Source organism: Desulfoplanes sp. PS50, from assembly GCF_053851535.1.
In genome coordinates this window covers 16,072-28,139 of record NZ_JBSPZA010000038.1, presented here as the reverse complement: position 1 = coordinate 28,139, position 12,068 = coordinate 16,072, and the positions used below count along the sequence as shown (strand labels likewise).

The following is a 12,068-nucleotide window of genomic DNA, read 5'->3' as shown; positions in this document are numbered from 1 at the left end:
CAGACATTTCCCTTTCAGGCTTCGACGTCATTCAAAAATATGCTGCTCGTTGGTGGATAGAGTCCTGCTTCAACGAACTGAAGAACATCTTTGGTTTCAAAGATACATGGCAGCAAACAAGACAGGTCGCAGCTCGATGGAGATGTATTGTTTGCATTGCCTATGGATTGACTCGTCTTTTGGCCATGGTTTACGGTCCAAGCGTCGCGCAATCCATGATGCCCATTCCGTGGAGAAAAAATTGTCCCGCAACAGCTGGCTGGGTGGCCAAGGCTGCTGCGAAAATTTTTCGCAATTACAGGGTGCGAAGGTTCTGGGACCGAAAACAGCAAAAATGTTTCTTCCCGGAACAGATATTGAGTCCGAAAACCGGCTCAAAAGCCTAAATTCGCCTAAAATTGTAGTTGAGAGTGTCTTTGAACAGCCGACCCGAAAGGTCGGAATGGATGAGTGCGCCCAAATTTTGAATGACTCAGCTGCCTGAGACTCTAAACTCTAGCTTGATGGTTTTTTAACAAAAAATCGATCTTGGGTACTCTCCAAAGAAAATGCCTCTTTTTTTTGGTCTTTTAGTTTTTTCATGGTACAATTAAAACTAAAAACTAAAAATAGGAGGCTGTTTATGTATGATATTCAAGATATTGTGAATAGTTATGAAGATATCGACGATGAGGCTTATGAAGCTTTTGGAAATATCAATATGGATTATGAGGAGCAAAAAGGGGGGAATCGATTGCCTTGGTGGGGGGATGACAAAAGGGCCGCGCCAAATGGAGTCTTAAGGTCGGCACGCTTTGGAGTGGTTCCCAAAGGAAAAAGAAAATATGTTGAAAATAAATCTGTCTGCGCGATAGGCAAAACTACCATTTTCTATACAGGGCAACAATTAGATCAATCCGATTTGGACGTGTGGGAGCAGTGTCTCCATTTTTTTAGAAACAGAAATCTTGAAAAGGATATAGTTTTCACGAAAAATCAAATACTTAAAAAAATAAAAAAAACAGGGAGAGGTGGAAAAGAGTATGATTGGTTGAAAAGTTCTCTTGCAAGGCTAACAAGTGGAGTGGTCGAAATTAAAAATGATAAATATATGTATCTTGGGCACTTGGTAGAAGAAATATTTTATGACGAAAAAAAGAAAGAATATTCCATGCGGCTTAATCCAAAGATGGATTGTTTGTTTGGAAATAATGATTTTTCAAAAATTGACCCTCAAAAACGTCATGAGCTAAACGGGCAACTTGCCGTTTGGTTGTTTCGATTTTATTCTTCTCATAAAAAACCTTTCCCTATGTATGTTGAAACGATAAAGGATCTTTGCGGTAGTGAAGACTCCTTAAAATCTTTTAAATATAACCTAAAAAAAGCTTTTGAAAAAATATCAATGATTACTGGTTGGACGTGTTGGATTGATAAATCGGGAAAAGTTTATGTTCAAAAAACAAAACAAATTGAAAGCCCTAACGCTTCAACAACAAAAAAGATAGATAAATTTGCTACAGATGTGAGTGATTTTGAATTCGGTAATCCTTCACCTTTTTAAGATTTCGGCATAGTTTTATACCGCGTAGGTGATTATAAATAAGCAACTGACAACACCCCGGGAATCCATTGTTTGTGATTCTCGGGGTGTTTTTATGTTTGACCATCTGGCACGGCATAGCACCTACCGATGTCGGCATAGCTTCGACCAAAACATCGCGTTTTGTTGGTCAGGAGTTTAGGGGATATTACAGATAAAATTGGTTGACGTTTACCTGAAAAATAATAAGTAGTTTACCAAAAAAACATATATAATGATAAATATCTACACTTGTCATGATGCGTGTTATCGTCGACCAAAGTGCGTGTTATCGTCGACTTTATGCGTGTTATCGTCGACCGCTGCAACCTCCTAAAATTTTGTGGAGTTTTGATAATCTCAAAAAATAATTTTTATCTCAAAAAATATTTTTTTTTAACTACTCCATAAGAGAAAATTTTCAGTAGACTTGTTTAGTCAATTTCTGCTCATTGTCACTGATTCCTGATTCCCTTATTCCTCCTATTCCATAAGAGAAGATTTTCAGTAGACTTGTTTAGCCAATCTTTGCTTATTGTCACTGATCCTTATTTCCATACTGAAGACAAAAAAAATAGGATTTTTATTATTAATAATATCTATTTATACTTTTTCATTTCTTGTTTATAAACAAGCAAACGAGTTAGACACGTCTAACAATGAATAAAATCAAATAGTTATAAGTTAGATTTATCTAATATGCCGTAAAATCAAATAGTTAGACAATAATTATCAAAAAAATGAGTTTCCAAAGCGAAAAAAACTGTTTTGATGGATCAATTATTTCAAAATATCATGTAGTTTGACATAGCAGATACCAACAAGGTGTCAAAATTTCGATTTTAAGGACTGAAGGTGATTTTGATGGGATAACGGTAGCTTGATAGTGTAGCTTGTCAATTTAGGGCAACCGTGGGCGTGTCAGCTATGTTTCTACGCTCCATGTCTCTTGTCGAGATATCAAAATCAAGGATGAAAGTAGTTTTTTATATGCAAAAATATGAGGTAAATATTGACTGACTGAAAAGATTCCTATTTTTTTGGTTTTTTCAAAAAAAGCTGATACACTACTAGTACACTGTACGCCCTAAAAATTCGTATTTACAAAACAGCTACAAGTCTGTGAAAGTATTCTTTTCAAGATAAAAATCAGGATGTTAAAATGAGGACGTACTATCCGAAGGATTACGTTATACGATGTACTAGAAGCATGTAGTTGATCAGTTTTTTTTATTTTTTTTTATGTGGTAAGATAAGGATAGACTTTCAAGAATAACCGTTGGTCTTGACTTTTGACCTTTAGGAAACTTTTTTAAAGAGAAAAAATATGAAAAAAATTACATTTTTATTTATGTTTATGATTGGCCTTTGTTCGACGGCCTTTGCAGCCACTTCCATCGTGGATGCCTGCAATGCAAATATTCAATGTGCAGGGAAAACACGCATTACCGATGAAGGCCAAATGCAAAGGTGTAATGGAACTGATTGGGTAAATTATTGTTTTGAAATTATGTATTGTGGGGGAAGGGTAGATAGTGACAGGATGGGTATTGTTTGGGATACACCAGGAACCTATCAGTTTGTTGTGCCTGAAGATGTTATCTGGGTACATGTCGTTGCTGTTGGTGGAGGCGCAGGAGGAGACAATGCGACAATGGTTGGAGGTGATTCGTATTTCAAAGACCCTTCAATCGTTTGGGCTCAAGGAGGATTAAAATCACAAAACAGTCGTGCAAGCTATGTCGGAGATGGTGGAGGGAGTGGTGGAAAAGCCAACGGATTTGGTGGGGGTGGCGCGGGTGGTTATTCGGGAAATGGCGGTGATAGGATTTCAAATAATATCACTGCCCCCGGCCTACCCGGAAGCGGAGGCGGTGGAGGCGCAGGGGGATATGCAGGATATGGGGGTGGAGTCGGCCTATACGGTGAAGGCCCTAGTGGGGCCGGTGGACAAAATGCCTATGATTCCGGCCAAGGTGATTCCGGTGGAGATTATGGGGGCGGGGGGGGTTATGGATGTCCCGGCAAAAACGGTGCGGTCCGAGTGATGTGGGGAGATGGAAGGTCTTTTCCTGATAATGCAGGGCTGGTTTTGCTACCCGAATATAAATTATTAGCCTCTGATGGGGCTAGTGTTGCGTCCGTCAAGTTCATGTACTTTTTATATAGTAGAAAATGCAGATACTCCGCGTCATTCAAGTAACAAATGCTACTTCGAATAGTTCAGTAATTTAGCGGACGCAACACTAGTTCTGACTATTTTGGCTCTTCCGTCTCCATATCCGAGGATGGGACTACCGCATTGGTGGGGGCATCTTTGAATGATGACAAGGGTTCAGCCTATGTTCTTAAGTACAATGGCAGTTCATGGGTGGAGACTGATAAGCTATAGATCTTCGCAGGTGAATTGATACCATTTCTATTCATCAGATTCTAATGCTTCCATCCAGAAACAATTTTCTTTTTCTCTTACTTTCTTGATAATGGTTGTACATGTTTTCGCTGTCACTTTTGCAAAGCCATTATCAAGTTGATTTTCCATGTTTTTCATTGAGAAATCACAGTTTCTCGCCATGTGATTTTTAACTACCCCCCAACAGGTTTCTATTGGCTGCAATTCAGGATGATAAGGAGGCGTTCTAATAACTTCATGGCCATGTTCTTGGGCAATTTCATCAATAACATAGGTTTGGGTAGGAGCGACTTTTCTTAAAATTTCAACCAGTTCAGCTTTTAAACAGTCTTCGCTGCAGGCAATATTGTTATTCTCCAGCCAATCTCGAATTTTCTTTTTTGAGCAAACCGGAGTCGGGGCGGAATGAGGGGACAACAGATTATGGTACGACGCATTATCCATTACAATTAAAGAATTACCGGGAATATTGGGAAGCAATTTTTCTTCAAACCACTTGGTGAATAGTGTGGCATTCATTTGACCGTGATAATCTCCTGTTTTTTTTGTGCTTTTGAAAACTGTCTTTGCATTGGGTACCCAGCCGTCCTGTGTGATGGCATTCATAATTATCAGCCGCTCGCCCTTTCCAGTTGGCTTTTGAACCCAAGGACCATCCTCCCCGTAATACCAGATATAATCATTGCTGTGATTCTTGTTGACATATGATTCATCCAGATAAACCTCAGGACGGATCGTTTCTATGTTGTCACTTTGGTCTGACGCCCGGTTCCTGATTTTCTTTCGCAGATAACGTTGCCGAGCGGCCACAACATGATCTTTCTCCTTTAAGTGCTGCGATCGTGTTCCTTTTCCAAATTCAAATCCCCATCGATCAAGAGTTCTGGCCAGAGTGGAAATATGAAATGAAGGACCGGCGCCATTTTTCAATAGAAACTTATGAATATCGGCAAGTGTAATATAGCTCCCGTTCTTGTTGGCTTCTCTAATATAGGCCCGGACATTTTCCTGATGCGATGCGTCTATTACATGTGCCTTACGACCTCGTTCGCTTGGAGAACGCTCAAGTAAAGCAGGATTCCGATTGTAATCCGCCATGATCCTTTTTACTGTCGCAATTCCAATATTCGTCGCTTCTGCGGCCTTTTGAACACTAGGCACGGAAGCTTCTTCCTTGGATTTGTTTCTATCAAAATAAAGTTTTACCGAAACGATCAATTTCTTAACTTCCGGGGCAAGTGCTCTTCCTCGAACCGCCATAATACCCTCTCCCTTTTGTGTTGGTTAGGGCATTATGACAAATTACGCTGAAAGTATCAATTCATTTGCGAAGATCTATAAAAGGCGGATTTTTGTCGCATCAATTCCGGACATGTCGCCCCCGCGAGCGGACCCTTCAGCAAGGGTGTCAAAAACGCGTGTCGCAAGTGTCAAAAACGCGTGTCGCGTTACATTGGGGCGGCTCTGAATGGGCGGGGGAATAGTCGTTCGGCGTCAGGAATAATTTTACCAAACAAGACATGAAATGGCTGCTAATTGTCATAAGTAAGAAGGCAAATGACAGCCACAGCTAGAAACCACCTCTTGCCGCGCCGTGGGAATGACATCCGGCACAGCCCACCTTCCAGGCGTGTTTTTTACCGTGGCAGGAATTTTGACAAAAGCTGAGCCAGGCCGCATCAGTCACTTCGGTGACGTTAACGGTCTTGCCGTTGACCGAGGACCGGAGCAGATAGATATTGTTCGGCGTGCCATGGGGTTCATGACAGTCCAAGCAGCCCAGGATGACATTGCTGCCGCCCAGAGCCGAATACGGCAGTTGCAACCTGTCGGGTGATCCATCAAACCCTCCATGGGCATCGGAGGTGACCGATCCAGTCTGGTCGGTCCAGATGAGCTTGCGCAGATTCCTGGGGCCGTTAGGCAGCATGGGATTTTCACTGTAAATCGTATTGTAATCGTTGTGGCAATCGGTACACAGCCGATTGTAATCGGGCAGATTGCTGCCATCCTGCACGCTGTTGTTGGCTGGCTCGAACCTGTCCGTGCTGGCGTACCAATACGGCGCCTGATACCAACCTACGGCACTGGCGCGCTCCGAGCTGTCATCCCCCCACACATTGTCCGGATCTGAGGGACGTGTCACTGCCGCTCCCAGCAGACCACCCGAGATGGATACCGGATAGTTGCGCCTGACCAGATGCGGGTTATGGCAGGCGTCACAGGGATTAATATCCACAGGCAGCGACCACGGATTGTTATTGGCATCATACATGGTCTTGCCCAGCACCTGGCTGACAATGCTGTCCAAATGGTGTGACGAGCCGGACGAGGTATGCGAAAATGCCGCGGCGATATCTGAGTCGTAGCTACCGGGGCTGGTGTCTCCCCCGAAATTGTATGTGTAACTGCGGTTGATGCTGATGCCACCCACCTGGTTGCCGCCAACCCCTGTATGGCAAGTGAAGCAGAAGTTTTCGGTCTGGCTGACGTGATTGGTCTCATACAGCAGGTACGCCCCCGGCCCGCCGGAGGGACTGGGCTCGCTGCCGTCGATGCTGGCGTGCTGCTCATGACAATGGCCGCAATGCCCGCGGGTGTATTGCGTCACAGAAAAACGAGCCACCCCAATGCCCACATCACCATGGGCCGAGTCGAGATAGGGTCCGGCCCTGGCCACCGCAGCCAGGGCGCACAGTGTCAACGCTCCCAGCCATACCCATCCAACGCGCATCCCTTCCCCCTTCTAATTCTTCTTGGTGTGACATGCAGCACAGCCCGATAACGAGGTGCTCAGGTCGTTGCTGCGATAATCCCAACGCATCATCTTGTAATAGGGGCTGGCGTGCGCCCGGTGACAGGAAAGGCACATCACCATGTCCGAGCCGGGCGTCACGCCCGGGCTGGCGGCTCCGCCCAGGCTTGGCCGGGCCACAGGCACCAGGGGATTATAGGCGATGAACGCGGCGTACTCGCCACCGGCCGGAATCACGGCATCCGAAGGATGGCGTATCCAGGGTGAACCACCCACCCCAGATGTATTCTGCTCATGAAAATTGCCGTGGCATCCGGCACAGAACCCACTCATGGTATTCCCCTCGCGGGCCATGGCCTGGGCATCCGTCTTGTCGCCCGCGTTGCCCAGGTACTCGTTATGATCCAAGGCGGACACTGAGTGCTCCCAATCATCATCCTCAAGCCCCGACACTCCGTGCCCGTCGCCGGTCTCGTGCCCGGCAAGAAATCGATACCAACCCTGGTCGGCGCTATTCACCACCGGCCCCGCGTCATCCCTGTGATGCCAGCCCGTCACAGAGGGAGTCGTACTCCCCGTGACCATGTGACATCCAGTGCACGCCGCCCGGCCATTGAGAAATCCCCCACCACCATAGGCCCGATCGAGGTTGTTGTGGCAGGAATCGCCACCGCAGCTCACCGTATTGCCCGGAGCAGTGCTCAACGAAGCATCGGTAGCCATGATATTATGACCATTGGCATCATCCTGCCCTGTCCAGTAGAAATTGCCTGCGGCCAAGCCCTGGCGCGTAGTCCCGCCATCCGAGGAGGCCCCATAGTTCGGCGCCGAGGTATTGAACACGATGGGAGCCCCTGTGGTGGCGTCCCGCCAGGTGCTGCCATCCAAGGCCGAATGGCAGCCCAGACAATCCGTGATTAACAGATTGGCATTGGGGTCAGATTGGGCTTCATAGCTGCTGCCGGTGAATCCATAGGCCATGGGCGCTGCGTCCTGGCTGTTGTGCATGGTGTGGCAATCGGAACACGGCCCCGACACCCGGGCCCCGAGATTCTGGCCCTGAGCCAGCAGCATCAGGCCAGCCAGCCAGGCCAGGAGCCATGCGGCCACACCACTTCGCCTGTTCATCAGCGCCCTTGCTCAAACACGCTCACCCGTTTGTTCTGTCTATCCACCACGAACAACTGCCCCTCTTCATTCCTGAAAAGATAGGATGGGTAATGTAGTCGCCCCTCCCGCCAGCCTTCCCTGGAGAATTCATGCAGGAATGTCCCCTGGGCCAAAAAGACCAAAATCTTGCAGCGGTGGCTGTCCAGGACATGGATCTGCCCCCCGGAGGCAACGGCAAGGCTGACGGGAAAGGCCATTTCCCCCCGGCCCCGACCTCGAACGCCGAACTGCGCCACGAGCTTTCCGGAAAGGTCATACACACACACTCCACCCTTGAGCGCATTCACCACATAGACACGCCCCCCGACCACCTTCACATCCCGCAACCCGTCCCCTTGAGGGACGTGAATGACGCCCCGGTAGCGCCGGTCCAGGCCGAAAATCAATACCTGCTGGTTGGCGGCATCGGCCACATAGAGGTTGTCATCCTCGTCCAGGGCAAGGTTGACAGGATGCACGGCGTTCACACCGGGCGCACCCTTCAGGCTCAACGGTTCCATGGTCTTGAGCTGCATATCCACTGCCAGTACGGCTCCTTCCCCGGCCTGGATGACATAGAAGATGCCCTGCCTGTCGCGTACCAGAGCCGATGGAGCACTGAGCCTTCCGCCCCCGTCGAACTGTGACACAAAGCCGAATGCCGAGTCATAGGCCAGGATACGGCCACCAGTCGTGTCTGCCACATACAGCCGTTTGCGGACCTCGTCGAAAAAAACACCACCCAACAGCCCAAAAGGACCGGTTTCGGCGGAGCGGACCACTGACATCAGATGCTCGGGCTCCGAGCTGCCTGCCTGCGAGGAGCAGGGCAAAACCAGCGCCAAGGCCAGGAACAGAATAATCGTGCGCGTTGCCATCTATTTCATCCTCACTTCGCGGCTGGCCCTAGTACATCGTATAACGTAATCCTTCGGATAGTACGTCCTCATTTTAACATCCTGATTTTTATCTTGAAAAGAATACTTTCACAGACTTGTAGCTGTTTTGTAAATACGAATTTTTAGGGCGTACAGTGTACTAGTATCCCTTGTGACATTGCAGACACAGGTCTTTCTTCCTGTCGAACCGCAGTGCAAAAGGATAGGGGCTGCCCATCAGATTGTGGCAGGTGATGCACGAGATATCCCGCTTGGAGCGCGGGTCCACCGTGTCTTCGCCAATAGGATGCGTAAACTCGGCATGTCGCTCATGACATTTGGTGCATCCGCCCACTTCTCCCTTGTCGAGCAGGTGGGGCTGATCCGAACCATGGGGCGTGTGGCAACTGGTGCACCGCCCTTCCTTGACCAACGGATGTTTATAGGAAGCGCGGGGATCACGCATCAGTTCCGCTGTGTCGCTATGGCACTCCAGACACATCGTGGCCTCACTTGAACGGCGAAGCTTGTCGCGCTCCGAGGCATGCGGACCATGACAATTCAGACAATACACCCCTTGGCCTGCATGGCTTACGGTCTTACGGAAGCTCTCGGCCTGCTTCTCGTGGCAGCGCAGACAGAGTTGCGCACCCTGTTCCTTGAGCGCACCACCCCCTGCAGCTTTTTGGTGACAGGCGGAGCATTGACCGCGCTTGAAAGGCTCATGGCTGGAGTCCATGACCAGGGCCTTGCGCGGTGAACTGTGCGGACTGTGGCAGGACATGCAATCAGAATTCGCAACCGAATAGCCGCGGTGCGCCCCCTTCTTTGCACCCGCATCGGAGTGGCAGCCCTTGCACAACGCCCCACGCTGCTTACTGAGCAAGCCATCATATTTGGACGTATGCGCCTGATGACACCCCAGGCAGTTCCCTTGGCGCACAGGGGCGTGAAGGTTCCCCTTGGCAATCCGATCCTTATCGTGACAGCCAAAACACAGGGCGTCCTTATCGGCAACAAGCATGTTCTTGCGACCCGAAGAATGCGGATCATGGCATTTCATGCAGTCCCCGGAGCCATAGGGAGAATGGACAACATCGCCGGAACCCCGCCCGCCGCCTTCGTGACAGCGCAGACAAAGCTCACGTGGTTCCGCCTTGAGCAGATGCCCATATTGGGAGGCATGCACCGTATGACAACTATCGCACTGTTGTTTGCGAAAAGGGTCATGCGCGTTGGACTGAGCGATCTTTGCCTTCAATTCAGGGTGACACGAAACGCACCCATCCGGAGGACTGGCCCCCGGTCGGGCACCCGAGGCCCAAGGCACGAACAGCCAGAGCAGGAGTGCGGCCAAGACCACCACCCACACCGGTATGCTCCAACACAGTTTCATGGACATGTCGCGTCCTCCTCTCTCACCGAAGGTCTCATTTGTGGCAGTCGGAACACGCCCCCTCCTTAAATGGCCCGTGCAGCACAGGCAGCAACAGGGCTTTGGTATCTGCGGCATGCGGAGCATGACAGCCAGAGCAGTCGGCATTGGTACTGTCCACTCCGCGATGATTTCCTATCTTGCCTTTGGCATGGCACGTCTTGCAGACCTTACCGCCCGGGGCGATCAACAGCCCCGGAGTCTTCGAGGAGTGGCCCCGGTGGCAGGACAGGCAGTCGCCATCCAGGGCAGGCTTATGGCGATACTTGCCAGATTCAAGACTGTCCGTCACCTCGTCGTGGCACGACAGGCACAACGGACCTGGCGGCCTATTCAGCAGCCGCCCCACCCCGCTGCCATGCGGGGTATGACACGCTGTGCATTGGCCATCAGCGAAAGGTTCATGCACCACGGTTTGATCCTGAACCACCAATCGCTCATGGCACTGTGAACAGATATCCGACACAGGTCTCACCAAATGAAAATCCTGATCACTGGCGTGGCTGGCATGACAGGTATCGCAGGCGCCTTTGTTGAAAGGGGCATGACCCTGACCAACAGACTCCGTCTTCATGTCGCTGTGACAGTTGAAGCACAACTTTTCCTGGGTATCACTGAGCAAAGCACTGCGTTGCGCGCTGTGCGGACTGTGACAGGACACACATTGTCCAAGCTTGACAGGCGTATGCACGTTGACCTTGTCAAAACGTTTCTGTTGCTTGGGATGACAGGAATAGCATAGCTCGGCCCCCGGGGCCTTGAGCACGCCTTTGTTGTCCGAGGCGTGGGCATCGTGACAGCTCAGGCATGCGCCGTCTCTGACCGGGGCATGCACTCGCGCCTTGGTGAAAGGTGCGCTGTCATGACACCGCAGGCACAGGGCCGAGCCTTCCGCCCGCAGGCCGTTGTCCTGGTCCGAGGAATGTGGTTCATGACAGCCGGTGCAGTTCCCCGTATTCACGGGAGTATGCCGGTAGGACTTGCCCATTCGAGCCTCGACCTGCTGGTGACACGAATAGCAAAGCTCAGCCCCGGGCAACCGAGTCTGGGCCTTATTGTCCGAAGCATGCGGATTGTGGCAGGACAAGCAACCGCCCTGCGCCTGCGCACTATGGGGTTTCCCCCCTTTGTGCATGACCTTATCCCCATGGCAGCCCTGGCATTGCACCGCTCCGGGTTTAAGGGCAGGGGGGCCCGTCCCCACAGACGGCTCATGGCATGAGGCGCAATCGCCTCGGCCAAAAGGGGCATGCACTTGCTCCCTGAGCAAACCCGGACCAGATGCAGAATGTGGGGTGTGGCATGTGGTGCACGAATCCCCGGAAGGAGCCAACCCGCTATGGGCCGTGGCAAATTCCTTGGACTGAAGCGCATGGCAGGAGCCGCAGGCGTTCTGCCCCTCGGCTTTCAAAAGCTTGCCGTGGTCCGAGCCATGCACGTCGTGACAGACGGCGCAGCCACCCTCGTCCAGGGGCCGATGCCGCACGGCGCGTTCGAACTGTTCCCGGTCGTGACAAGAGAAACACTGGCCCTGCTCACGCACTAGGGCCGGATGTGCCGAGGCATGCGGATCATGGCAAGACAAACAACCACCCGCTGCCACCGGGGCGTGCGCGGTCTTCCTATTCGCGACGTCGCTCAAGTCCGTATGGCATCCCACGCACAGAGCATCGCCACTGGCACGCAGATACACGCCCCCCACAAGGCCATGAGGCTTGTGGCAGGCGGCACAGTCGCCCTTGGCCACCGGGGCGTGAACCTTTCCAATGCGCGCATAACCCTCGACCTCGGGCTCATGGCAGTCCACACAGCCTGCGCCCATCCCGCCGAATGGAGGCCTGGATTCCTTGCTACAGGACACGGTACCGCTCCACACG

The 12,068-nt window shown here is 50.5% G+C and carries 9 protein-coding genes and 1 pseudogene; 4 read left to right on the top strand and 6 right to left on the bottom strand.

All coding sequences use genetic code 11. The features are described from left to right. The 4 genes and pseudogenes from ACTVJH_RS13995 to ACTVJH_RS13980 form a co-directional block, all read left to right on the top strand. Nucleotides 1-386: hypothetical protein (locus ACTVJH_RS13995; RefSeq protein ID WP_455991949.1), on the top strand; the 386-nt coding region annotated here is incomplete at its 5' end. Nucleotides 387-622: 236 nt separating this feature from the next. Then, nucleotides 623-1,543 carry a plasmid replication initiator TrfA gene (gene trfA, locus ACTVJH_RS13990; RefSeq protein WP_455991946.1) on the top strand — a complete coding sequence of 307 codons (921 nt, stop codon included), beginning with the start codon at nucleotides 623-625 and terminating at the stop codon, nucleotides 1,541-1,543. 1,345 nt (nucleotides 1,544-2,888) lie between these two features. Further along, nucleotides 2,889-3,764, top strand: coding sequence for a hypothetical protein (locus ACTVJH_RS13985; RefSeq protein WP_455991944.1), 876 nt, complete (start codon nucleotides 2,889-2,891; stop codon nucleotides 3,762-3,764). Nucleotides 3,765-3,821: 57 nt separating this feature from the next. Continuing rightward, nucleotides 3,822-3,953 (top strand): annotated as a pseudogene (locus ACTVJH_RS13980) (hypothetical protein); the annotation flags it as partial. A gap of 27 nt (nucleotides 3,954-3,980) precedes the next feature. Here ACTVJH_RS13980 and ACTVJH_RS13975 read toward each other — a convergent pair. The 6 genes from ACTVJH_RS13975 to ACTVJH_RS13950 form a co-directional block, all read right to left on the bottom strand. Next, nucleotides 3,981-5,234, bottom strand: a complete 1,254-nt coding sequence (locus tag ACTVJH_RS13975) for a transposase (RefSeq protein WP_455991942.1) — start codon at nucleotides 5,232-5,234, stop codon at nucleotides 3,981-3,983. A 310-nt stretch (nucleotides 5,235-5,544) separates the two neighbouring features. Then, nucleotides 5,545-6,708 (bottom strand): hypothetical protein, encoded by a 1,164-nt coding sequence (locus ACTVJH_RS13970; RefSeq protein ID WP_455991940.1) that lies wholly within the window; start codon nucleotides 6,706-6,708, stop codon nucleotides 5,545-5,547. 12 nt (nucleotides 6,709-6,720) lie between these two features. Then, nucleotides 6,721-7,857, bottom strand: a complete 1,137-nt coding sequence (locus tag ACTVJH_RS13965; RefSeq protein ID WP_455991938.1) for a cytochrome c3 family protein — start codon at nucleotides 7,855-7,857, stop codon at nucleotides 6,721-6,723. After that, on the bottom strand, nucleotides 7,857-8,756 hold the full coding sequence (locus tag ACTVJH_RS13960; protein ID WP_455991936.1) for an NHL repeat-containing protein: 900 nt from the start codon (nucleotides 8,754-8,756) through the stop codon (nucleotides 7,857-7,859). The genes ACTVJH_RS13965 and ACTVJH_RS13960 overlap by 1 nt, the downstream gene beginning before the upstream one ends. A 160-nt stretch (nucleotides 8,757-8,916) precedes the next feature. Beyond that, entirely contained in the window at nucleotides 8,917-10,158 is a 1,242-nt protein-coding gene (locus ACTVJH_RS13955; protein WP_455991934.1) for a cytochrome c3 family protein, read from the bottom strand. A 28-nt stretch (nucleotides 10,159-10,186) separates the two neighbouring features. After that, a complete protein-coding gene (locus ACTVJH_RS13950) occupies nucleotides 10,187-12,052 on the bottom strand; it encodes a cytochrome c3 family protein (protein WP_455991931.1) in 1,866 nt (621 codons plus the stop codon). Nucleotides 12,053-12,068 lie beyond the last annotated feature (16 nt).

Coding starts and splice junctions, on each gene's coding strand:
- ACTVJH_RS13955 (WP_455991934.1), bottom strand. CDS start 10,158: ATGTCCATGAAACTGTGTTGGAGCATACCGGTGTGGGTGGTGGTCTTG.
- ACTVJH_RS13960 (WP_455991936.1), bottom strand. CDS start 8,756: ATGGCAACGCGCACGATTATTCTGTTCCTGGCCTTGGCGCTGGTTTTG.
- ACTVJH_RS13970 (WP_455991940.1), bottom strand. CDS start 6,708: ATGCGCGTTGGATGGGTATGGCTGGGAGCGTTGACACTGTGCGCCCTG.
- ACTVJH_RS13965 (WP_455991938.1), bottom strand. CDS start 7,857: ATGAACAGGCGAAGTGGTGTGGCCGCATGGCTCCTGGCCTGGCTGGCT.
- ACTVJH_RS13985 (WP_455991944.1), top strand. CDS start 2,889: ATGAAAAAAATTACATTTTTATTTATGTTTATGATTGGCCTTTGTTCG.
- ACTVJH_RS13975 (WP_455991942.1), bottom strand. CDS start 5,234: ATGGCGGTTCGAGGAAGAGCACTTGCCCCGGAAGTTAAGAAATTGATC.
- trfA (WP_455991946.1), top strand. CDS start 623: ATGTATGATATTCAAGATATTGTGAATAGTTATGAAGATATCGACGAT.